This is a genomic window from Rhizobium sp. 2MFCol3.1, from assembly GCF_000377565.1.
Lineage (GTDB): Bacteria > Pseudomonadota > Alphaproteobacteria > Rhizobiales > Rhizobiaceae > Rhizobium.
This window is the reverse complement of the sequence record NZ_KB898375.1, coordinates 58,307-80,353: the sequence shown is the minus strand read 5'-3', so window position 1 is coordinate 80,353 and position 22,047 is coordinate 58,307. Positions and strand designations below refer to the sequence as shown.

At 62.1% G+C, this 22,047-nt stretch carries 19 protein-coding genes; 10 read left to right on the top strand and 9 right to left on the bottom strand.

What is annotated here, in order from left to right:
* Window positions 1–247, top strand: a 247-nt coding sequence (locus D460_RS0128850; protein WP_018902094.1) for a transposase, incomplete at its 5' end; no start/stop codon positions are given.
* 217 nt (window positions 248–464) lie between these two features.
* Window positions 465–1,424: a 4-hydroxybenzoate octaprenyltransferase gene (ubiA, locus tag D460_RS0128845; RefSeq protein WP_018902093.1), complete on the top strand. Its 960-nt coding sequence runs from the start codon at window positions 465–467 to the stop codon at window positions 1,422–1,424.
* Between the two features lie 13 nt (window positions 1,425–1,437).
* Here ubiA and D460_RS0128840 read toward each other — a convergent pair whose 3' ends face one another.
* Window positions 1,438–2,307, bottom strand: a complete 870-nt coding sequence (locus D460_RS0128840) for an amino acid ABC transporter substrate-binding protein (RefSeq protein ID WP_026283657.1) — start codon at window positions 2,305–2,307, stop codon at window positions 1,438–1,440.
* Between the two features lie 162 nt (window positions 2,308–2,469).
* On the bottom strand, window positions 2,470–3,036 hold the full coding sequence (locus D460_RS0128835; RefSeq protein WP_026283656.1) for a DUF6101 family protein: 567 nt from the start codon (window positions 3,034–3,036) through the stop codon (window positions 2,470–2,472).
* Between the two features lie 299 nt (window positions 3,037–3,335).
* Here D460_RS0128835 and D460_RS0128830 point away from each other — a divergent pair, with 299 nt between their 5' ends.
* Complete coding sequence (locus D460_RS0128830; protein ID WP_018902090.1) at window positions 3,336–6,083, top strand: DUF1217 domain-containing protein; 2,748 nt, start codon at window positions 3,336–3,338, stop codon at window positions 6,081–6,083.
* Window positions 6,084–6,134: 51 nt separating this feature from the next.
* Here the strand turns inward: D460_RS0128830 and D460_RS0128825 are convergent, their stop codons facing one another.
* From D460_RS0128825 to D460_RS0128815, 3 genes are all read right to left on the bottom strand, one after another.
* On the bottom strand, window positions 6,135–7,562 hold the full coding sequence (locus D460_RS0128825; protein ID WP_018902089.1) for an FAD-binding oxidoreductase: 1,428 nt from the start codon (window positions 7,560–7,562) through the stop codon (window positions 6,135–6,137).
* Window positions 7,563–7,578: 16 nt separating this feature from the next.
* Window positions 7,579–8,553 carry an L-threonylcarbamoyladenylate synthase gene (locus D460_RS0128820; protein WP_018902088.1) on the bottom strand — a complete coding sequence of 325 codons (975 nt, stop codon included), beginning with the start codon at window positions 8,551–8,553 and terminating at the stop codon, window positions 7,579–7,581.
* 119 nt (window positions 8,554–8,672) lie between these two features.
* The gene (locus tag D460_RS0128815; protein WP_018902087.1) at window positions 8,673–9,278 is read right to left on the bottom strand and encodes a DUF6656 family protein; all 606 of its coding nucleotides are present in this window, start codon (window positions 9,276–9,278) and stop codon (window positions 8,673–8,675) included.
* A gap of 417 nt (window positions 9,279–9,695) precedes the next feature.
* Between D460_RS0128815 and D460_RS0128810 the strand changes: the two genes are divergently transcribed.
* Entirely contained in the window at window positions 9,696–10,940 is a 1,245-nt protein-coding gene (locus D460_RS0128810) for an aromatic ring-hydroxylating dioxygenase subunit alpha (RefSeq protein WP_018902086.1), read from the top strand.
* A gap of 68 nt (window positions 10,941–11,008) precedes the next feature.
* On the opposite strand, the gene D460_RS0128805 is transcribed toward D460_RS0128810, so the two are convergent.
* Window positions 11,009–12,076: a GH25 family lysozyme gene (locus D460_RS0128805; protein ID WP_018902085.1), complete on the bottom strand. Its 1,068-nt coding sequence runs from the start codon at window positions 12,074–12,076 to the stop codon at window positions 11,009–11,011.
* A 156-nt stretch (window positions 12,077–12,232) separates the two neighbouring features.
* Between D460_RS0128805 and D460_RS0128800 the strand changes: the two genes are divergently transcribed.
* Window positions 12,233–12,748, top strand: coding sequence for a BA14K family protein (locus tag D460_RS0128800; protein WP_018902084.1), 516 nt, complete (start codon window positions 12,233–12,235; stop codon window positions 12,746–12,748).
* Window positions 12,749–12,947: 199 nt separating this feature from the next.
* Here D460_RS0128800 and D460_RS0128795 read toward each other — a convergent pair whose 3' ends face one another.
* Entirely contained in the window at window positions 12,948–13,943 is a 996-nt protein-coding gene (locus D460_RS0128795) for a transporter (RefSeq protein ID WP_018902083.1), read from the bottom strand.
* A 286-nt stretch (window positions 13,944–14,229) separates the two neighbouring features.
* Between D460_RS0128795 and D460_RS0128790 the strand changes: the two genes are divergently transcribed.
* The 4 genes from D460_RS0128790 (at window position 14,230) to D460_RS0128775 (ending at window position 20,392) form a co-directional block, all read left to right on the top strand.
* Window positions 14,230–16,020: an acyl-CoA dehydrogenase gene (locus D460_RS0128790; protein ID WP_018902082.1), complete on the top strand. Its 1,791-nt coding sequence runs from the start codon at window positions 14,230–14,232 to the stop codon at window positions 16,018–16,020.
* A 10-nt stretch (window positions 16,021–16,030) separates the two neighbouring features.
* Window positions 16,031–16,783, top strand: a complete 753-nt coding sequence (locus D460_RS0128785) for a crotonase/enoyl-CoA hydratase family protein (protein ID WP_018902081.1) — start codon at window positions 16,031–16,033, stop codon at window positions 16,781–16,783.
* Between the two features lie 125 nt (window positions 16,784–16,908).
* Window positions 16,909–18,294: a methyl-accepting chemotaxis protein gene (locus tag D460_RS34050; RefSeq protein ID WP_155947880.1), complete on the top strand. Its 1,386-nt coding sequence runs from the start codon at window positions 16,909–16,911 to the stop codon at window positions 18,292–18,294.
* A gap of 277 nt (window positions 18,295–18,571) precedes the next feature.
* The gene (locus tag D460_RS0128775) at window positions 18,572–20,392 is read left to right on the top strand and encodes a HAMP domain-containing methyl-accepting chemotaxis protein (RefSeq protein ID WP_018902079.1); all 1,821 of its coding nucleotides are present in this window, start codon (window positions 18,572–18,574) and stop codon (window positions 20,390–20,392) included.
* An 81-nt stretch (window positions 20,393–20,473) separates the two neighbouring features.
* Here the strand turns inward: D460_RS0128775 and D460_RS0128770 are convergent, their stop codons facing one another.
* A complete protein-coding gene (locus D460_RS0128770) occupies window positions 20,474–20,689 on the bottom strand; it encodes a hypothetical protein (protein ID WP_018902078.1) in 216 nt (71 codons plus the stop codon).
* A gap of 158 nt (window positions 20,690–20,847) precedes the next feature.
* On the bottom strand, window positions 20,848–21,246 hold the full coding sequence (locus D460_RS0128765; RefSeq protein WP_018902077.1) for a RidA family protein: 399 nt from the start codon (window positions 21,244–21,246) through the stop codon (window positions 20,848–20,850).
* A 202-nt stretch (window positions 21,247–21,448) separates the two neighbouring features.
* Here D460_RS0128765 and D460_RS0128760 point away from each other — a divergent pair, with 202 nt between their 5' ends.
* Complete coding sequence (locus D460_RS0128760; protein ID WP_026283655.1) at window positions 21,449–22,045, top strand: TetR/AcrR family transcriptional regulator; 597 nt, start codon at window positions 21,449–21,451, stop codon at window positions 22,043–22,045.
* Window positions 22,046–22,047 lie beyond the last annotated feature (2 nt).

The following is a 22,047-nucleotide window of genomic DNA, read 5'->3' as shown; positions in this document are numbered from 1 at the left end:
CAGCGGCAAGCATCGCGGCAGGCGCAGGATCCAGGGCGGTCGCGAAAGGCTGCGCAAGAGCCTGTTCATGTGCGCTTTCACCGCCAGCCGGCACAATCCGGATCTGGCGGCCTTCTATAAGCGGTTGCGCGGCAACGGCAAGGAGCACCTGTGCGCGGTCATCGCGGTCGCCAGAAAACTCGTCATTCTCGCCAACACCATCCTCACCAGGCAGACCGAATGGACGCCGAAATATGTGAATGGATGAGACATGGTTGCTCCCCGCAGGGGAGAAGGGAAGGTTGGCGCGAGCGGCCCACCCCGAGTCTCTTCTCCCCCGCGGGGAGAAGATGCCGGCAGGCAGATGAGGGGGCCACGCCCGCGAACCTCTCCATCCTGCACCACCCACCAACCTCTCCATCGTACACCCACACCACCCCACCATCCCGCTTGACCCACCATCCCCCACGTCGCTAGATGGCCGCATGCAACAGATCGACGGAATCAACGGGCGCGTTGCGGATGCGCCGTCCAACAACTGGGTTTACCGGGTGCTGCCGCCATGGCTCTGGCCATACGCGCAGCTGGCGCGCTGGGATCGGCCGATCGGCTGGCAGCTTCTGCTGTGGCCGTGCTTCTGGTCGGCGGCGATGGCGGCCAATGCGGCTGCCCATGTCGGCCTCTTTTCCGGCGCTCAATTGATCTGGCATCTGGTGCTCTATTTCGTCGGCTCCGTCGCCATGCGCGGCGCCGGCTGCACCTATAACGATCTCGTCGATCACAAGATCGACATGGAAGTCGCGCGCACCCGCTCGCGCCCGCTGCCGTCTGGCCGCGTCACCCGCATGCAGGCGAAGATTTTCATTCTATTGCAAGCTCTGGTCGGCCTGATTGTCGTACTCCAGCTCAACTGGTTCTCCGTCATTCTCGGCGTCGCGTCGCTTGGCATCGTGGCGCTCTATCCCTTCGCCAAGCGCTTCACCGACTGGCCGCAATTCTTCCTCGGGCTCGCTTTCTCCTGGGGCGCGCTGATGGGCTGGGCCGCGATCTTCGGCAGTCTCTCGCTGGCGCCGGTGCTGCTCTATATCGGCGCGGTCGTCTGGACGATCGGTTACGACACCATCTACGCCCACCAGGACAAGGAAGACGACGAGCTGATCGGCGTCCGCTCGACCGCGCGTCTCTTCGGCGACAACACCAAGCCATGGCTGGTCGGTCTCTATGGCCTGATGCTGATCCTCACCTTCGCGGCCTTCCTGCTCGCGGGCGTCGGCATCATCGCCTATCTCGGCTTGGTTGTCGCAGCTGGCATGTTCGCCTGGCAGATCATCACGCTCGATATCAACGATGCCGATCAGTGCCTGGTGCTGTTCAAATCGAACAACCGCGTCGGCATGATCATCTTCGCAGGTCTGTTCCTGTCGCTGCTGTTCGTGCTTCCGTAGGTCGATAACAAGCCTACGGAACGTGCTGCATGATGATCTGCGTGTGCAGCATTGGCGCATCGGCGCCGAAATAGGTGTCGAGCACCGCCAGAAAATCGTCGGACAGATAGAAATCCGTCAACGCGCGATCGGCAAGCAGCCTAAAATCGGCGTCGTTCCGGGGCAGGGCGATCGCATAGGGCTCATGCGTGAAGAGCCGATTGCCGACCTCGAGCAAGGATGGTTCCCGCGCCCGGGTGGCGAGGCTGGTCAGCAGCACCTGATCGCCGATATAGGCGTCGATCTTGCGATCCTCGAGCGCCTTCAAGCCCTCTTCATGTGTCTTGAAATCGGCGATCGTGGTCGTCGATGCCTGTCCCTTCATGGCCTCATGCAGAGCCGCCCCCGTCGTCGAATTCGCCCGCGCGCCGATCACGCTTGCCGAAGCGGCACGCTGGCTGACGGCGCTGACAGCCGGCTTGTCGAAAAAGAACGATTGCAGATAGTCGGGCGAATCCTTGCGAAGCAGGGCGCTTGCCCCTGTTAGGAAGATCGGCTGCGAGAAATCGACGATTTCCCGTCGCTCGAGATTGACGGTGATCGCGCCGCAAAGCAGATCGACCTCGCCATCCTTCACCGCATCGAAGCCATTGGCGAGCGTCTTCTGGACGTATTCGCGTTTCAACTCCGGCACTTGATGCTCGATGTCGTCTGCGATCCTGTTGCAGAGGTCGATCGCATAACCCGTCGGCTCTGCCCCGGCCTTGGCCGCGGAGAAGGGCGCTTCGTCATCGATATAGCCGATGCGCACGGTCCCGCGCTCAATGATGCCGTCGAGGGTGGCCGCACTTGCCGTCAGGGCTGAAAGGGAAAGGGCGATAATCGCCAGCGGGAGCCGTCTCATGCACTTTGTTGCCACCGGCATGACGCTCATCTCCGAAAGACGGTTGCGATCTCAAAGCTTTGCACGCAGCTTATGGCCAGCCGGGCATTTGTCAACCGAGGTCCAAAAACGAAAAACCCGGCGCGCCGGCCGGGTGTTTCCATCTAGTCTTGTGCATCGCCCTTAGCTGCGGGCGATGATTTCCTTGCCTTCGATCTTCATGGCGACGCCGAGCGTGCCGGTCGAGCGGCGCACGAGGAAGCGTGGGCGGCGGTTGGCGAAGTAGGAGTGGCGGCGGCGCGGCTTCAGGTGGCTGGTGCGCAGTTCGCCGAGATGTTCTTCCAGCGGGCGGGCAACGCCGTCGGCTTCGACCATCAGCATGGGAATACGGAAGGCCTCGGACCATCCGCGCCAGTCGGCGGCGATGTCGGCGAGGTCGTGCGCGACCAGAAGCGGCACACAGAGATCGGGGTCTTCGTGGTGCAGTTCGAGCGTCACGGTCACTTCGCCATTGCCATGGTCGATGGCGCGGGCGGCGACGCCCTTGAAGGCGCGCTTCGGCAGTGCGATGGAGAGTGGAAGGCCGCTGGAGGGCAGGATCTTGCGCAGGATGGCGCCGCGTTCGTCGATCGTTATGCTGACATCGCTTGTGGAGTCGTGGATGGCGTAGCTTACCTGCTGCGGAAAGCGCGACGGATCAAGACGAAGTGTCGCTCCAGCCCATGCGGGCTTCATAACCGTGTTGTTCATGTTCATTCTCACCCTTGTCTTACCTGAGAGCCGGTTTCCGGTCTTCTCCTCGGGACTTTTCGTCCTCTGTGGCTGACAATAGGCGCCGCCTGTTCGAGACAGCTTAAAAATCGCGGTTAAGAAGACCTTGCCTCCCCGGATGGTTATCAAAACCAAACGTGGCAGGGTTTCCGAGAGGTGAACGGCCGGTTGTGCCAGGTTGCGACAGGGCGCGGGTAAGTCTCGGGTAAGCTTTTCATAGCAAAATGGAGCGGAAACCGTGTGTCATTCATCTAAGACTTTGCCGGAATAGAACGCTCATGATCTCCGCTTCGATGGCCTATACGATATTGTCAGGCGATATGCAGAAGAGCCTTGACCGCGTTGCGTCGCAGTCGACGGTCAAGCGTGATGCCCAATATTACGAAGAAAACATCAATAAAGTCAAAGACGTAGACGACTTCCTCGGCAATTATAAGCTCTACAGCCATGCGATGAAGGCTTATGGTCTCGAGGATATGACCTACGCCAAGGCCTTCATGAAGAAGGTTCTGGAGAGCGATCTTACGGATACCAACAGCTTCGCCAACAAGCTTTCGGACACCCGCTACAAGGATTTCGCAGCCGCATTCAATTTCGGCACGACGGCGACCGACCCGCAAAGCGACGGCCAGGAAACCGACATGCTGGGGCTCTACACCCAGTCCTATGCCGATGAAGGCGCCAATGCCGCCACGGAATCGGCCTATTACAGCACGGCGATCGACAAGGTGCAGACAGTCACCGGCCTGACGTCGAACGCGCGCCTTCGCACTTATGTGCTGAGCGCCTTCGGCATCGACCCGACCTATATCTCCAGCAGTTACCTCCAGCAGGTGCTGACCAGCGACGTCAACGATCCGAACAGCTTCGTCAACACCACCGGTAACGCAAAATACAAGGCGCTGGCCGCCCAGTTCAGCTTCAACGCCGACGGCACGGTCAACGGCACGGCGCAGACCGCCGATCAGAAGAACGCAGTCATAGAGCAGTACAATCTGACGGTCCCGTCGATCGTTACCTCCAAGGCGGCCGACTACAACAAGGCCTATTTCGATGCCAATATCGGCTCGATCACCAGTGTCGATCAGCTGATTGCCGACAAGCGGCTCACCTCTTATATCAAAGCCGCCTTCGGCACCGGCGCGGATTTCAGCGATGCCGGCCTGAAGCGGGTGCTGACCGATTCCAGCTATGCCAGCATGCTCGGCTATAGCGCGATCCAGGCCGCATTCAATTTCAATGCGGATGGCACGGTCGACACGACCAAGGCGGGATACGCGGCGCAAACATCGGCCCAGATCGGCGCGACGGCGAAGGCTGCCAACAACATAGCGAGCAGCTACACGATCAAGATCGCCGACATCAAGACGGTCGACGACCTGATCGCCGACACGAAGATGACGACTTACCTCAAGGATGCTTACGGCGTTCCGCAAAGTCTGAGCGACGCGGACCTCAAGAGCGTCCTGACAGATTCCAGCTATGCCGGACTGCTCGGCCTCCAAAGCCTGCATGACGCCTTCAATTTCAATGCGGATGGCAGCGCCAAGTCGGACGGCGCGCAGACGCCGAGCCAGATCCGCAACATCGGCTACAACGCGAGCGATAATCTCAATTATTACCGCAGCAAGATCAGCACGCTCTCCAATGTCGACGATCTGATCGCCGACACGAAGCTGACGAGCTTCCTGAAGAGCACTTATTCGCTGCCCGCGAACATGAGCGATGCCGATCTGAAAAGCATCCTCACCGATCCGAACTTCGCCGCCACGAGTGGCTTCAGCAACGTCAACGAGGCCTTCAACTTTGCCGCCGATGGCTCCGCCGCCGCGATGTCCGGCCCGCAGAGCACGCAGCAGACGACTAGCGTCGACACGCTCTACGCGGCCCATTACGGCGATGAGCAGCAGGCCGAGATCGACAGTTCGGTCGCCAACTACAAGGCGCGCATGGCCGATGGAAAGGTGACCGATGTCACCGATTTCCTACGCACCAACACGACCGCCGACACCGATCGCAGCAATGACAGCCTTCCCGACCTTTACCAGATGGCGCTTCGCTCCTATGGCCTGACGGAGCAGGATGTGCCGCGCAGCATGATGCGCAAGCTTCTGCAGAGCGATCCCTACGATCCCAAGGGCTATGTCGCCTCGCTGAAGGATGAGCGCATCACCAACATGGTGCGCGCGTTCAATTTCGGCACGGACGGCAAGGCCACCTCAGAGGTGCAGCCGCTATCGACGGCTGTGCTTGCGAAATATGGAACGACCTACAGTTCGCTTGCTACCTTGGGCATGGCGAGCGGCCCGTTGAGAGACAAGGCGTCCAAGGATGCGACGACCGAGGTCGATGACTTCGTCAAGAAGATCGCGACGGTGAAGTCGCTCGACGACTTCCTGGCCGACAGCAAGCTCACCGACTTCGTGCTGAAGGCCAACGGTCTTGATCCGAAGGACTACGACAAGGCGACCTTGAAGAAGATCTTCACCTCCGATCCGACGGATAACAACAGCTATCTGAACAAGACGGCGCCGACGAAGTTCAAGGAAATCGTCGCCGACTTCAATTTCGACACGTCGGGCAACCTGACGCGCACGAAGATCGGCGCGATCCAGAACGTCGGTGCCGAGGAGCGCACGCAGCAGGGCTACCTGCAGATGACGCTGGAGACCCAGGAAGGTCAGACGAACGACGGTGTTCGCCTGGCGCTCTACTTCGCACGCAAGGCGCCGAGCATCACCTCGATCTATTCGCTGATCGGCGACCAGGCGCTGTTCCAGGTCATCACCACGGCCTACAGCCTGCCCTCTGGCATGTCCAATATGGACGTCGACAAGCAGGCGACCCTGTTGAAGAAGTTCATCGACATCAGCGATTTCCAGGACCCGAAGAAGGTCAACAAGCTGATGAACCGGTTTACGGCCATGTATGATCTGAAGAACAACACGACCACGTCGCCAGCGCTGACGATCATGAACTCCTACGCCTCGAACGCGGCGACCATCAACAGCAACAACAAGCGCTAAAAAGCGCTTGCACAGTGAGGTATAAAAGCGGCCATCCGGCCGCTTTTCTCGTCAGTCGATGTTGACGACCTTGCCGGGGTTCATGATGCCTTCAGGATCGAAAGCCTTCTTGATGCGGCGCATCAGGTCGATTTCGATCGCAGGACGGATCGCGGCGAGCTCGTCGCGCTTCAGCTGACCGATGCCGTGTTCCGCCGAAATCGATCCGCCATGCGAGAGCACCAGCCCGTGCACGATCTCGTTCATCTCGTGCCAGCGCGCGAGAAACGCCTGTTTGTCGGCGCCCACGGGCTGCGAGATGTTGTAGTGGATATTGCCGTCGCCCATGTGGCCGAAGGCGCAGATGCGCGCGCCGGGCATCGCCGCCATCACCGCCTGCTCGGCCTCTTGCATGAACTGCGGTACGGTCGAGACCGGCACCGAGACGTCGTGCTTGATCGATCCGCCCTCCGGCTTCTGCGCTTCCGACATGCTCTCGCGCATGTGCCAGAGCGCCGTCTGCTGCGCAACGGAAGAGGCGATGGCCGCGTCCTGCACCAGGCCGGCCTCGAAACCCTGTTCCAGGAGCGCCGTCATCATCCGCTCGGCGGTTTCGGCCGAATCCGAGGTCGAGATGTCGATCAGCACATACCAGGCATGTTCGCTCTCCAGCGGATCACGCACGCCCTCGATATTGCGGGCGGTGATCTCCACGCCGAAGCGCGGCATCAGCTCGAAACCGGTCAGCGAAGTGCCGCACAGGCTGGAAGCGAGGTTGAAGAGCGATAGCGCATCCTCCACCGAGTTCAGTCCGGCGAAGGCAACCTGCTTGCCGAGCGGCTGCGGAAAGAGCTTCAGCACCGCCCCGGTGATGACACCCAGCGTGCCCTCGGCGCCGATGAAGAGATCGCGCAGATCGTAGCCGGTATTGTCTTTCTTCAGGCGGCGCAGCCCGTCCCAGATCTCGCCGGTCGGAAGCACGACCTCAAGCCCGAGGCAGAGCTGACGCATGTTGCCATAGGCGAGCACGGCCGTGCCGCCGGCATTGGTAGCAAGATTGCCGCCGATGCGGCAGGAGCCTTCCGAGCCGAGCGACAGCGGAAACAGCCGCCCATGCGCCTCGGCCGCCTTCTGCACGTCAGCGAGGATCGCGCCGCCATCGGCCACGAGAACATTGGCAACGGGATCGACGTCGCGGATCTTGTTCATCCGCTCCAGCGACAGGATGATGTCTGACTTGCCCTCGCGCGGCGTCTGTCCGCCGACAAGCCCGGTATTGCCAGTCTGCGGCACCACGGATGTGCCGGTCTCGCTGGCGAGCTTGAGGATCGCGGAGACTTCTTGAACGTTGGCGGGCTTCAGAAGCATGGGCGAGGAGCCGTGATAAAGCCCGCGGTTTTCGATCAGGTGCGGCGCTAGGTCCGCCTCGCTGCGCAGCGCATACTTGTCGCCGACGATGGCTGCGAAACGGTCGAGTAGCTCAGGTGAAACGCTGCTCATCGGGTTTTATCCTCTGTTATTCCCGTGGGGCCGCGGCGCGCCGCAGCCGGTCGTTGATGGCTTCGCCGAGACCCACGTCGGGAATGGCGCTGAAGGCGATCGTCGCAGCACCACTGGCATCGGCGCGCTTCATGTAGTCGAAAAGATTGGTGGCCGCTTCGGCAAGATCGCCGCTCTCGCTGAGATTGAGCGCGACCTTGGCCTTGTCGGCATTCGCAATGGGCGAGGGGCCGAAGGCGATCAACGCCTCGCCATCTCTCACCTCGATCGCATCGAGCCGCACGGCTGCACCCGGCGCATAGTGCGAGACCATCATGCCCGGCGCCTCGATCGCGGCGGACGCCACTTTCGGGCGCACCAGCTTTACTCCTGCCACGCGCTCGATCTCGTCTGCTGGAAGCCCGCCGGGCCGCAGCAGCCTGAGCTTCCCATCCTCGACTTTGACGATGGTGGATTCCACACCGACATCGCTCGCCCCCGCATCGAGGATCAGCTTGATCTTGTCCCCGAGATCGGCCTGCACATGCGCGGCGCTAGTCGCGCTGATCTTGCCCGACGTATTGGCGCTCGGCGCCGCCAGCGGATGGCCGAAGGCGCGAATGAGTTCTCCGGCAAATCCCTTGGGCACGCGGATACCGACGGTGTCGAGGCCGGCCGTAGCCAGCGCATGGATGCCGCTCGTAGCCTTCAGGGCCACGACGATCGTCAGCGGACCGGGCCAGAAGGCCTCCGCCAGCGCCCGCGACAGCGGATCGAAATCGGCATAGGTCTCCGCCATGTCGAGATCCGCCATGTGACAGATCAGCGGATTGAACTGCGGCCGGCCCTTGGTCTCGTAGATACGGGCGATGGCGGCCGGATTGGTGGCGTCGGCGGCAAGGCCGTAGACCGTCTCGGTCGGAATGGCGATCGGCAGGCCGTCACCCAGCACCTTGCACGCAGCGTCGATCGCCTGCTGCCTGTTCTCGGTGATGTCGATGATCTCTGCCATATGCCGCCCGGATAGTCTGTCCGGCAGTCCTTATGCCGTTGCGGCCCCGCGATCAATATCAGAGCTCGCGAATGGCCTCAAAGCTGGCGAATGATCCCGGTCAAAGCCTGCGCATGGCCTCAAAGCTGGCGAATGATCTCGCGAAGCTGCTGGTTGCGGGCGCCGAGCAGCAGCACGTTCTTGATCGCAACCTGCGGATCGTCGGTGCGGAATAGCAGGCCGTTGCCGCGGATATTCCGGTCGATCGTCATCTTCTCCGGCGTATGCTCGCCGGGCCGGATGGCGACGGCGAAGTACATGCGCGAGTAACGCACGTCGATCTTCTCGAAGACATTGTCGTTGTCGCCGATATCGGCGTAGAAATTGGCGATGTAGAAGGCCCAGCTGACCGCGTCATATTGCGCGAACTTGGTGCGCGCCGCCGTCACATGGCAGTAGCCGAGATGTGGGCTGTCTTCCAGCGTGCGGTGAAACACCATCTTCGGAAACTGGATGGAGCGGTGAAAGCCGTTGATATGCTGGTGCGTCTTCTCGCCGGCGGTCTGCAGCTTGCGGCCCGTCTTCTCGGCCACTTCGTCGTGGGTGAGATAGCGGCGCTCGGCGGCCAGCCAATGCGACTGGTGGCGGGTGATCTTGCCCGTGCGCAGGAATTCGGAATGCGGCGCGACCGGCGCGGTGGGCTGGTCGACGCTCGCTCTGGCGTCGAAGTAACGAAGTTTCGCCATGGTCTCGGATCCGGCTGCCTGTCTCTTTGGCCGAAGGATAGGCAATCATGCTTAATGCGATGTTAAATTGGGCCGACTGCCATTGCGGCTGCTACAAACGGCCACAGGCGCTGTCGCAAACAGAATATCGCTGGCCAGGCCGGTCTCACGTCCCTTGATCTCTGGTAATTTCGCAAAAGTCGCAAATAATCCTATTTGTTTGAAGCGACGCGGAAATGCGCCTTTTTGGTCGTGGCGTGATCGCCCGAATGCAACTGTCGTCATTTTCGAAGCCGATGTCGCTTTGCAACCACGCGGGCGGCGTAGGCAGTGGTTAAATGCATCACATGGACAATATCTCCTTCGGGAGAGGGGGCGAGCGCTTCCCGCGGCTTTCGCCATCCGTTATGTGGCAGCCCGAATAGACGAGGATATGAGATGGATATTCGCAGCAACGTTTTACGGCAGCTCAAGAACCGCCGCGAGGGCTTCAGCCTCGAGCAACCCTTCTATATCGACGAGGATTACTTCAAGCTCGATATGGAGCTGATCTATTATCGAGACTGGCTGTTCATGGGCCATGACTGCGAGCTGCCAAAGGCCGGCGCCTATTTCACGGTGCAGATCGGCGATTACCCCGTCGTCATCGTTCGCGGCCGCGACAATGTCATCCGCGCCTTCCACAACAGCTGTCGCCATCGCGGCTCGCGCGTCTGCACCAAGGATCACGGCTCCTCGGTCCGTCTTGTCTGTCCCTATCACCAGTGGGCCTATGATCTCGACGGAAAGCTCGCCTTCGCCCGCCACATGGGCGATGATTTCGACAAGTCCGGCTTCGGCCTGAAGCCTGTGCATTGCGAAAGCTTCGGCGGCTATATCTTCATCTGCCTCGCCGACAAGGCGCCGGACTTCCAGCCGGTCCGCGACATGGTCGCCCCCTACATGATGCCGCATCACCTGAAGGACGCGAAGATCGCCTTCCAGAGCACGATCATCGAGAAGGGCAACTGGAAGCTCGTCTGGGAAAACAACCGCGAGTGCTACCACTGCGCCGCAAACCATCCCGAACTCTGCCGCACCTATCCCGAGGCGCCGAGCGTCACCGGCACCGATGGCGGCGCCGATGATCCGGAGATCGCGGGCCACTGGGCGCGCTGCGAGGCCGCAGGCCTTCCGAGCAAGTTCCAGATCTCGCCTGATGGACAGTTCCGCGCCGCCCGCATGCCGCTGATCGAGGATGCCGAGAGCTACACCATGTCCGGCAAGCGTGCCGTCGCCCGTCCGCTGTCGGATGACGTGACGATCGACCGGATCGGCACCATGCTGCTCTTCCATTATCCGACGACCTGGAACCACATCCTCGGCGATCACGCCATCTCCTTCCGCGTCCTGCCGCTCAGCGCCAATGAGACGGCCGTGACCACCAAGTGGCTGGTCCACAAGGACGCCGTCGAGGGTGTCGATTACAATCTCGAGGAACTGACGCACGTCTGGACCGAGACCAACGACCAGGACCGCCGCATCGTCGAGGAAAACGCCTTCGGCATCCACTCGCCGGCCTATGAGCCCGGCCCCTACTCGATGCTGCACGAGGGCGGCGTCATGCAGTTCCTCGAATGGTACGCGCTGTTCATGACCAACCGCCTGCAGGGCGATCAGGCCAAGCTCTCCGTCGTCGCCTGACGCTAGCCTCGCACGAAAAAATCGGCCCCGCGCTTCACCGAAGCCGGGGCCGTTTTCGTTCTGGGCGTTCAGAAATCCTGGTAGTTCAGCGCGTTGATTTCGCGCGGCGGCACCGATGAGGTGACGAGCCCATCCCGCGCGGCCACCGTCACCCCCGTCGCGGCTGCAGACACTTGTGTGGCGGCGGGCAATTGCGCGATCGGCGGCAGGCCCGGCGTTGCGGCCACTAGTGGTGGCAGCGGTTGGCGCGGTTCCATCTCGATCTTGGCGAGGATCAGCGGCGGATCCGGCTCGCGCGCAGGCAGAAGGTTGCCCTGCGCCCAGATCTTCGCAAGGTCGGCCTTGTCCATGGCGGCGACATTGACGTCGATATCGGTGAGCGTGCCGGGCACCCGATAGGGGCAGCGCCGCTTGCTGCAATTGGCGCCGGCCGAGAACTGCCAGAGTAGGTAGTTGTCCCAATTGCCCATCGGGAACACGCCTTTGACGTCGGGCTTGTAGCGCGCATACCAGATCGGCAGCCGCGCCAGCACCGGATAGTCGTTGCGATAGGCGGCGATGTAGCGGGCCGTGTCGTGGTTGGTATAGAGCACCGGATAGCGCCCGGTCCGCGTCTTGATATGGCCGACGAAGATCTGCGCATCCTCGAGCGACATGAATTTCGTGGGGTCGATACCCTCAAGATCGAGGATCATCATCTCGTCCGGCTTGGGTGTCGCGTAGTCGAGAAAGTGGTTGGCCTGGTCGATCGGGTTTCCCGGGCGGGCGAGGTGATAGGCGCCCCACAAAAGCCCGGCCGCCCGCGCCACCAGCCGCCGTGTCTGGAATAGCTCGCGGCTGACCGCGTATTTGCGCCACATCGTCTTGCAGTGCCCCACCGTGTCACCGGCATGGTCGCCATCGCACGAAAAACTCTCGGGCAATCCGTCCGACGCCTTGGAGATGAAGCCGGCGATCCGCTTGTCTGATGTCAGCGCCTCCCAGTCGATCGTGTTCAGCTCGTAGCCGTCGACGACGAGCGCGTTATCGGTCTTTTTCCAGGGGAGGGTGTCGGCGGCCGTGGCGTAATGAGACAGTCCGGCCGCGATCGCCAGAAGCAGAATACGGAGAGTGGCTCTTCCATGCCGTTGCTTCATGTAACAAGAGTGATGAAAACTGGTTAACGGATTGCTTATCAGATTTTACGAATAAACAAAAAACCGTGAGCGGTCGCGAAAAAAGATGCGCTCAGGAACATCTTCCCCATCAATGCGTTACATCTCGGGTTCATTTATGGTGAGATTGGAGTGTTCATGCCCAGGTCGTTCAAGCAACTCGTCGTCGCGGCCATTTCCTCATTGATGCTGGTGACAAGCTTTGCGCCGTCGCAGGCCGTGCAGATGCCTGCCGCGCCGCAGGTGGAAAAATCGGCGGATGTTCAAAACGTGCAATATTGCCGCTATGGTCGTTGCGGCCCGCGTCCGGGCTATTACGGCCGGCCGGGTGGCTACTATTCCGGTTATCGCCCCGCTTACCGCCCGGCCTATCGTCCCGGCTGGTACGGCGGCTATCGCGGCTACACCTATGCACGCCCCGGCTATCGCCACTATAACGGCTACTGGTACCCGCTCGCCGCCTTCGGCGCCGGCGCCATCATCGGCGGCGCAATCGCCAGCCAGCCGCGCTATGCACCCGCACCGCGCTACGTCGCCCCGGCCGGATCGAGGCATGTCGCCTGGTGCGAGCAGCGCTACCGCTCTTACCGCGCCTACGACAATACCTTCCAGCCGTATAACGGCCCACGCCAGCAGTGCGTTTCGCCTTATTGAGGGTTAGAGGGGGTATTCGCTAGCTCAGCGCCCGGAGCCCCCTCATCCGACCCTTCGGGCCACCTTCTCCCCGTTGGGGAGAAGGGAAGATGGAGCAAGCGGCTCGCCCCGAGTCTCTTCTCCCCAACGGGGAGAAGGTGCCGGCAGGCGGATGAGGGGGCTCCGCGCTCCACCTTCACCGACGACGTACCCACCCACCTCACAAAATATTCACCCGCTTCAACAGCCACCACGCGAGCGCGATCGACGCGATGATCATCCCGATCGCATACTCCGTCCCCGTCGACCCCTGCGTGAACGGCAGGTTGGCCGTGTTCATGCCGAAGAAGCCGGTGACCAGCGTCGGCGGCAGCAGGAAGGCGGTCATGATCGACAGGATGTAGAGGTGCCGGTTGGTCTCCGACGAGAGCTTGGAATCAATTTCTTCGTGCAGCAGCCGCGCCCGGTCCTGCAGCGCGTAGATGTCGTGGTCGACCGTCTCCAGCCGCGCCGTCAGCCGCCCGGCGACATCCTCGAAGCCGAAGGGCATCTCGTCGTCATCGGAAGCAGCCGCCCGGCGCATCAGGCCGAGCACGGTCCTCAGGTGCCGGTGGATGCGCACGACGGTGCGCCGCACCGGTGCCAGCCGCCGCCGCTCGTCGCGCGGCGCGGTGTCGTAGACGAAGTCCTCGATGATATTAAGCTCTTCCGTCAGATCCATCACGATCGAAATCAGCGTGCGCTGGAATTCGGTGACCAGCAGCTCGAACAGATCCACCGGCCGGGTGAACTTCGCCGGGTTCTTCTCCATCAACAGCCGCGCCCGCTCGACGCTGCGCAGCGGCTGCAGCCGGGTGGTGATGATGAAGCGGTCGGAGATCGCGAAGTGCAGCCAGCCGAGATCGGCGGTCTCGTGGTCGAATTCGCGCTGGCAATCGACCAGCGTGCCGTAGAGCATCTGCTCGTCGACCGTGATGGCCGAATGCGTGTCATGCGTGGTGAGCGCCGCCTTGGCGTCGTCGGTCAGCCCGGACAGCGCATCGATAAGCGCGGGCACGCGGGCGTCTGCGAGGTTGAGATGCAGCCAGTAGAAACCGCCATCGGCGGTGAGGTCCGCCGGCAGCGCGTTGTTGGAAAGCCGTATTGGCTTGCCGCCGCCATCGGGGAAGCGATAACCCCAGACGAAACCCGGCATGCTCACAGGCAGTGTATCCATTCTTTGCCGGTCCTCTTGCATTGGCGGTGCGCTCCACGCTGGCGTCTGGGTCTTGGCGACCAGCAGCACCGGATCGGCAGCTCATAGGAGAGCATGAGCATGGCGCCGCACCCGATGGCAAGACCCTTTCAAGCGATGCCTCCCTATGACAACGACACCACAGTTTCATGACAATGATGCCCGCAAGTTTGAAATTGACGTTTACGTAAAAATCAATTAGCTTCGCCGTCGGAGGAGCGGGTAGGGGAGAGCTATCCCGCGCCATCAGGCTTACGAGGAGAGCAGCATGTACAAGGCGCCCGTCGAGGAGATCGCATTCACCCTCAAGCATGTGGCCGGTCTCGCCCAGGCGATCGACAACGGCCTGCTTGGCGATCTCGGCGAAGATCTGGTCGATGCGATCCTTCATGAAGCCGGCCGCTTCGCATCCGATGAGATCGCCCCGCTCGCCGAGATCGGCGACCGCCAGGGCGCACGCATATCGGACGGCAAGGTAACAACGCCGGATGGCTGGCGCGATCTCTACCGCAACTGGATATCAGGCGGCTGGAACGGCCTGACGGCATCCGAAGACTTCGGCGGCCAGGCGCTGCCGTATATGCTGAATGTCGCGGCACTCGAAATGTGGAACTCCGGCTCCATGGCCTTCGCGCTCTGCCCGACGCTGACCATGGGCGCCATCGAGGCCATCGCCGCCCACGGCAGCGACGCGCTGAAGGCGACCTACCTCCCGAAACTCGTCTCCGGCGAATGGACCGGCACGATGAACCTGACGGAACCGCATGCCGGTTCCGATCTCGGCGTGCTCAAGGCCCGCGCCGAACGCCGCGACGACGGCAGCTACCGCATATCAGGCCAGAAGATCTTCATCACCTGGGGCGAACACGACGCCGCCGACAACATCATCCACCTTGTTCTCGCCCGCCTGCCGGATGCGCCCTCGGGTACGCGCGGCATCTCGCTTTTCCTCGTGCCGAAATTTCTCGTCAACGACGATGGCTCGCTCGGCGCTCGCAACGATCTCTTTTGCCACGCGCTGGAGCACAAGCTCGGCATCCACGGCTCGCCCACCTGCACGATGATCTATGGCGACGGCCGTTTCGGTGGGGAGAAGGGCGCCATCGGCTGGCTGGTCGGCGAGGAGAACAAGGGCCTCGCCTGCATGTTCACGATGATGAACAACGCCCGCCTCGCGGTCGGCATGCAGGGCGTGGCGATTGCCGAAGCCGCCACGCAGAAGGCCGTCGCCTATGCCCGCGAGCGCACCCAAGGCAAGGCGCCCGGCTGGACCGGTACGGGCCAAACAGGGGCCATGAGCCCAATCATCGAACACCCGGATGTCATCAGAATGCTGCTGACGATGAAGGCGCTGACCCAGGGCGCCCGCGCCATCGCCTATAGCTGCGCCCACGCCACCGACATGGCGCACCGCGCCGGCGATGACAAAAGACACTGGCAGGAGCGTGCCGCCCTGCTGACCCCGGTCGCCAAGTCCTTCGCCACCGATATCGGCGTCGACGTCGCCTCGCTCGGCATCCAGGTGCATGGCGGCATGGGCTTCATCGAGGAGACGGGCGCCGCGCGTTATCTCAGGGACGCCCGCATCGCCCCGATCTACGAAGGCACCAACGGCATCCAGGCGATCGACCTCGTCACCCGCAAGCTGCCGCTGTCCGATGGGGGCGAAGTGAAAAGCCTGATCGCCGAACTGCAAGAGATCGCCGACCGCGTCGGAGCCTCCAACGCCAAAAACTTCGGCGCCACCGCAAACCGCCTGAACGCCGCCATCACCGATCTCGAGGAAGCGACCGACTGGCTCCTGGCGCAACTGTCAGCCGGCGACGTGGCCGACGCGCTTTCCGGCGCCACGCCCTATCAGCGCCTGTTCGGCCTGACGCTCACCGGCTGCTACCTCGCCAAGGGCGCGCTCGCCGATGCTGATGATGGCAAGGCCGCCGATCGCATCGCGCTCTGCCGCTTCGCCGCCGAAAACCTTCTCGCCGAGACCACGGCGCTGAAGGACAGCGTCGTCAACGGCGCCGCCAGCCTTGCCGCCGCCAGATCCATTTTCGCCTGAGGGACCTGATATGACCGACCACATTCTCGTCGAGCGCCCGGCTGCTCATCCCGGCGTCCAGATCATCCGCTTCAACCGCCCCGACAAGAAGAACGCCATCACCCGCGCCATGTACCACGCGATGACCGAGGCGCTGACCGCGGCAGACAGCAACCCTGATGTCCGCGCCACAGCCTTCCTCGGCACCGAGGGCTGCTTTTCCGCTGGCAACGATCTCGGCGACTTCCTGGCGGTTGCCATGGGCGGCGGCATGCCGCGTGAGGTCATCGATTTCCTCTACGCGCTGGTGCGCTCGGCAAAGCCCATCGTCTCGGGCGTCGATGGCCTGGCGATCGGCATCGGCACCACCATGCATCTGCATTGCGACCTGACGATCGCTTCCGCCCGCAGCCAGTTCCGCACCCCCTTCGTCGATCTCGCTCTGGTACCGGAAGCCGCCTCCAGCCTGCTCGCGCCGCGCATCATGGGCGCCCAGCGCGCCTTCGCCATGCTCGCCGCCGGCGAACCCTTCTCCGGCGGGGAGGCGAGGGATGCCGGCCTGGTCTTCAAGCTTGCGGAGCCGAACCAGGTCGAGGCGGAAACGCTCAGCCTCGCCGCAAAGCTCGCCGCCAAGCCGCCCGAAGCGTTGCGCCTCTCGCGCGATCTCATCCGCGGCGACCGCGAAGAGACCATTGCCCGCATCGACGAGGAAGCCCGCCACTTCGCCGCCCGGCTGCAAAGTGCTGAGGCTCGCGCCGCATTCGAAGCTTTCATGCGCCGTTAAGGCTGTGGGAACGCCATATCCAATAGTATGAATTTATGCTTTTTGGCGGGTGAATTTGCGAAAGTAAAAATTTACTACAATTTAACGTACCGCATCAATTCTCGCGTCAAAACGAGGGTTATGCTGTGAAACTATTTAAAAGTGCATTGTCGTTCAGGCAGGAAATCTCCGATTTTATTTTCATGCGCTCGCCGGATGCGTATTACGTACTGGAAGATGAGCACATCGTCGATTGCAACCATGCGATGGAAGTGATGCTCGACTTGCCGCGAGACAAGATCATCGGCATCCACCCGGCCAAGCTTTCACCATCAGTGCAATCAGATGGCCGCCCGACCAGCGAAGCCGCCGTCGCCATTTTTGCCGAGATCAAGAAGAACGGCATGGCCCGTTTCGAATGGGATCACCAGCGCCTCGATGGCACGCCGCTGCCGGTTCTGGCGACGATCCTGCAGGCCAACATCGCCGGCCGCAACGCGCAGGTCGTCTTCTGGCAGGACATTCGCGACGTGGTGAAGATGCGCCGCCAGGAAGCCGAAGCCCGCAAGCGCGACGAGGCCAAGGCTGCAGAGCAGGCCGACGTCGTGCGCACCCTTGCATCGTCTCTCAGAAAGCTCGCCGCCGGCGATCTCGACTGTCTTCTCGATAAGCGCTTCCCGGATGAATATGAAGGGCTGCGCCAGGACTTCAACGGCACCGTCGATCAGCTGGCCGGCATCCTCGGCAAGCTCGCCGTGAACGCCGAAACGATCCGCGCCACCACCGCCGAACTCAGCCGCGCCACCGACGATACGGCGCGCCGCACCGAAAAGCAGGCGGCCAGCGTCGAGGAAACCGCAGCTGCCCTCAACCAGATGACAGCAGCCGTCAAGAGCACCGCCGAAAGTGCCGCAACCGCCGCCAGCTTCTCGGCCAAGGCCAAGCAGGACGCCGAGGAATCGGAGAAGATCTCCAACCAGACGGTTGCCGCGATCGATGAGATCGCCCAGTCCTCGAAGGCGATCAACCAGATCATCGGCGTCATCGACGAGATCGCCTTCCAGACCAACCTTCTCGCCTTGAACGCCGGCGTCGAGGCGGCGCGCGCCGGCGAGGCTGGACGCGGTTTTGCCGTCGTTGCCCAGGAAGTGCGCGAACTCGCGCAGCGTTCCGCCAAGGCGGCGAAAGAGATCAAGACGCTGATCGTCAATTCTGGCACGCAGGTCGAGCGCGGCGTCGCGCTGGTGAGCGATTCCGGCAAGGCGCTGGGCGATATCATCGGCCACCTCTCGCATATATCGCAGCTGGCGACGACGATCGCCGATTCCGCACGCGAGCAATCCTCCGGGCTGACGGAGATCAATGCGGCGATCAACCAGATGGACGGCGCCACGCAGCAGAATGCTGCCATCGTCGAGGAGACGGCCGCTGCCGTGTACGGTCTGTCGGAGCAGGCCGCTGCCCTGAACGGCCTGGCCTCGACCTTCCGCCAACGCCGGGATGCGCCCGCGAAGATGCGCGCCGCCGCCTGATATCTCCGGCCGCCGGCCGATATCATATTCGAGCAAAACGAGAGCCGCCACGCCCAGCGTGAGCGGCTCTTTTATCGTGGTGTTGCGGCCGGAATGTTCAAAAAGTATTACTTTTAATCAAATTTTACCAATTGCCTTGTTTAGTGATCGGCAATGCATGACGCAGCACGGGCATGAGCGCCCGGCCCCTTTTCCGGCACAATCAAAGGCGCAGACGCCAGCGGATCGACCCCCCGATCGCTGTGGCATGTCGGTCGGCCGCATTCGAGACAATGCTATGTTCAAAATGAAGATCAAGACGCTGCTTCCGGTGCTCTTTCTGTCCCTCGTCGCCATTTCCCTCGTGCAGGGCGCTATCGCCGCCGTCGCGTTGACCAGTCTCGAAGCCAATACGCGTGAGATCGGCGCCCGAAACATTCCGAACACCGAGCGCCTGCATGCCATCGTCACGACGCTGAACGACGTGCGCCGCAGCTATGCGGACTATCTGCTGGCCTCCGGCAAGACCGATTTCCGCAACGCCGAGACCACGCTGAAGACCCGCCGCCAGCGGCTCGCGGCCGCCATCGATGCTTTCGACAAGCAGCCGAAGAGCGATTACATGAGCCAGAACTTCGCGCGGCTGCAGAAGGCGCTCGCTAACGACACGGCGGTAGCCGACAAGATCATCGCGCTCGCGCTCGACAACAAGCGCAGCCAGGCCAATTCGCTCTATCGCGGCGAGCTGTCCATGTCGGCTAACAACATCCAGACGCTGATCGACGGCATGATCGCCAAGGATCGTCAGTCGACCGATGCAGGCCTCGTCTCGGCTGCCGGCAACTATTACGCCGGCACGGTCTCGATTGTCGCCGGTCTTGCTGTCGCGCTCGTTGCCGCCATCGCCGCCGCCTATCTCGCCTGGAAGCGCATCTCGCGGCCGATCACGACGATCGCCTCGCGCATGGCAGGCCTTGCCGATGGCGATCTCGAAGCCGCCGTTCCCTATACCAACCGCCATGACGAGATCGGCGACATGGCCGCCGCCGTCTCCGTCTTCCGCGACAACGCCTTTGCCCGCCTCGATCTCGAACGCAGCGCCGAGGACAACCGCGCGCATGCCCGCGACGAGCGCGCCCGCAACGAAGCCGTCAAGGCGCGCGAGGCGGCCGAGATCAATCATGCCGTCGAAGCGCTGGCGGGTGCCCTCGGCGCATTGTCTGAAGGCGATCTCGCCCATCGCATCGAGCAGCCTTTCGCCGATCACCTCGATCGCCTGCGCAACGATTTCAACGCCTCGGTCGCCAAGCTCAGCGAAGCGCTGGAAGAGGTCGGTCATAACGCCCACGCCATCGACGCCGGCGCCGGCGAGATCCGCAACGCCGCCGATGGTCTTGCGCGGCGCACCGAGCAGCAGGCCGCCTCGATCGAGGAAACGGCTGCTGCACTCGAAGAGATCACCACCACGGTGAAGGACACCGCCCGCCGCGCCGAGGAGGCCGGTAGCCTCGTGTCGCGCACCCGTGGTGGCGCCGAGGAATCCGGCAACATCGTCCGCAAGGCCGTCTCCGCCATGACCGAGATCGAGCAATCCTCACAGAAGATCGCCAACATCATCAGCGTCATCGACGACATCGCCTTCCAGACCAATCTCCTGGCGCTCAACGCAGGCGTCGAAGCCGCGCGCGCTGGCGAAGCCGGCAAGGGTTTTGCCGTCGTCGCCCAGGAAGTGCGCGAGCTCGCACAGCGTTCGGCCACAGCCGCCAAGGAGATCGAGAGCCTGATCTCGGCCTCCAACGCCCAGGTTCGCTCCGGCGTCAGCCTCGTCGGCGAAACCGGCAAGTCGCTGGAGACGATTGTCGGCCAGGTGCAGGATATCAGCCGCCATGTCGACGCAATCGTCACCGCCACCCGCGAACAGTCGACCGGCCTTGCCGAGATCAACACCGCCGTCAACACCATGGACCAGGGCACCCAGCAGAACGCCGCCATGGTCGAGGAGCAGACGGCCGCAAGTCACGGTCTCGCCCAGGAAGCCGCCAAGCTGATGCATCTGCTCGGCCAGTTCAACCTGCAGCCGGGAAACCATGGCATGGTGCGCCGCTACGCCGCCGCCTGATCGATCGGTGTCATAAACGACAAAACGCCCGCGCATGTCGCGGGCGTTCTTTTACGGACTTGGAAAGATCGGGGAAACCCGTTATCCGTGCATCCGCTGGCGCTCGGGCTGCTCCGCGATGAAACGGTTGTTGCGGGCCGAAAGCGGCTCCACCGGTAGAATATCGATGACATCGGCAGCATCGAATTTGCGCTTCATGCCGCATATCGTGGCAATCACGACGCCCCGATCAATATTGAAGGATGTCGCCAGGAAATTCCGTTCGTCGCCATGATCATCAATGGAAATAACAAACATATTATCCTCCGTGTATTATCCATTGATACACGCAGATTATTTATCATAGATGAATTTATAGATGAATTATATTCTGCCGAGCTGGATGATCATTAGGAAATTCTGTTGAATTCCCGCTGCACTCACGCTCCGCGCAGGTGCAGCGGAAGCCAAGAGGATCAGCTCGCCTGCGGGATGCGGGCGATCACCTTGATCTCGAAATCGAAGCCCGCCAGCCAGTTGACGCCGACGGCAGTCCAGTTCGGATAGGGCGCTTCGCCGAAGGCTTTCAAGCGGACTTCGTTGATCGCCGCGAACTGGTTTTCGGGATCGGTGTGAAACGTCGTCACGTCGATGATGTCGTCGAAGTCGGCGCCGGCAGCCTTAAGCACGGCCGCGAGATTGTCGAAGGCGCGTTGCACCTGTTTCGAGAACTCCGGCTCGGGCGATCCATCCTCGCGGCTGCCCACCTGGCCGGAGACGAAGAGAAGGTCGCCGGAGCGGATCGCCGCCGAATAGCGGTTGATCTCATAAAGCGCCTGTCGGCCGGCGGGGAAGATTGCGTCGCGTTTGGTCATGTCATGCTCCTGTTTCAACAAGGCAAGGTCCAGGCGTCCGCCGTCGCGCCAAGGGGCACGACACGTTGTAACGCGTCACCAGGATCTCTGCTCTTCACTCCCGGGTGCGCAAATGATATACGCCCCGTATGTGAATATATGCTGGCATACGCCGCGTATGTCAATACGCATACGTCGCGTATGCTAATTTATGGAGGCAAGGGTGACGGCAAGAACGCGCGCGCAGATGGTCGAGGAAACCCGGGCAAAGCTCATCGCGGCCGGCCGAAAGGCTTTTGCCACAAAGGGTTACGCTGCCTCGTCGATGGATGATTTCACCGCCGAAGCGGGCCTGACGCGCGGCGCGCTCTATCACAATTTCGGCGACAAGAAGGGGCTGCTGCAGGCCGTCATCGACCAGATCGACGCCGAGATGCTGGTGCGCCAGCGCGCAGCGCAGGCACAGGGCCGGACGCCGTGGGAGGGTTTCCTCAACGAAGGCATCGCCTATATCGAGATGGCGCTCGAGCCCGAGATTCAGCGGATCATGCTGCTCGATGGCCCCGCCGTGCTCGGCGATCCCTCGCAATGGCCGAACCAGACCGCCTGCCTGCGCACAAGCACTGAGACCATCGAGGCGCTGATTGCAGACGGTATCGTCAAGCCCGTGGATGCCGAAGCCGCCGCGCGGCTGATCAACGGCGCGGCGCTCAACGCAGCACTCTGGATCGCCGCGGCCGATGATCCCCATGCGGTTCTGGAAAAGGTGGTCGATGCCTTCAAGCACTTGGCCGGCGGCCTGTTGCGGACCGCTAGCTGATC

Bases quoted from the DNA above. Each gene is read 5' to 3' on its own strand.
- ubiA (WP_018902093.1), top strand. From the start codon at position 465: ATGCAACAGATCGACGGAATCAACGGGCGCGTTGCGGATGCGCCGTCC.
- D460_RS0128840 (WP_026283657.1), bottom strand. From the start codon at position 2,307: ATGAGACGGCTCCCGCTGGCGATTATCGCCCTTTCCCTTTCAGCCCTG.
- D460_RS0128835 (WP_026283656.1), bottom strand. From the start codon at position 3,036: ATGAACAACACGGTTATGAAGCCCGCATGGGCTGGAGCGACACTTCGT.
- D460_RS0128830 (WP_018902090.1), top strand. From the start codon at position 3,336: ATGATCTCCGCTTCGATGGCCTATACGATATTGTCAGGCGATATGCAG.
- D460_RS0128825 (WP_018902089.1), bottom strand. From the start codon at position 7,562: ATGAGCAGCGTTTCACCTGAGCTACTCGACCGTTTCGCAGCCATCGTC.
- D460_RS0128820 (WP_018902088.1), bottom strand. From the start codon at position 8,553: ATGGCAGAGATCATCGACATCACCGAGAACAGGCAGCAGGCGATCGAC.
- D460_RS0128815 (WP_018902087.1), bottom strand. From the start codon at position 9,278: ATGGCGAAACTTCGTTACTTCGACGCCAGAGCGAGCGTCGACCAGCCC.
- D460_RS0128810 (WP_018902086.1), top strand. From the start codon at position 9,696: ATGGATATTCGCAGCAACGTTTTACGGCAGCTCAAGAACCGCCGCGAG.
- D460_RS0128805 (WP_018902085.1), bottom strand. From the start codon at position 12,076: ATGAAGCAACGGCATGGAAGAGCCACTCTCCGTATTCTGCTTCTGGCG.
- D460_RS0128800 (WP_018902084.1), top strand. From the start codon at position 12,233: ATGCCCAGGTCGTTCAAGCAACTCGTCGTCGCGGCCATTTCCTCATTG.
- D460_RS0128795 (WP_018902083.1), bottom strand. From the start codon at position 13,943: ATGGATACACTGCCTGTGAGCATGCCGGGTTTCGTCTGGGGTTATCGC.
- D460_RS0128790 (WP_018902082.1), top strand. From the start codon at position 14,230: ATGTACAAGGCGCCCGTCGAGGAGATCGCATTCACCCTCAAGCATGTG.
- D460_RS0128785 (WP_018902081.1), top strand. From the start codon at position 16,031: ATGACCGACCACATTCTCGTCGAGCGCCCGGCTGCTCATCCCGGCGTC.
- D460_RS0128775 (WP_018902079.1), top strand. From the start codon at position 18,572: ATGTTCAAAATGAAGATCAAGACGCTGCTTCCGGTGCTCTTTCTGTCC.
- D460_RS0128770 (WP_018902078.1), bottom strand. From the start codon at position 20,689: ATGTTTGTTATTTCCATTGATGATCATGGCGACGAACGGAATTTCCTG.
- D460_RS0128765 (WP_018902077.1), bottom strand. From the start codon at position 21,246: ATGACCAAACGCGACGCAATCTTCCCCGCCGGCCGACAGGCGCTTTAT.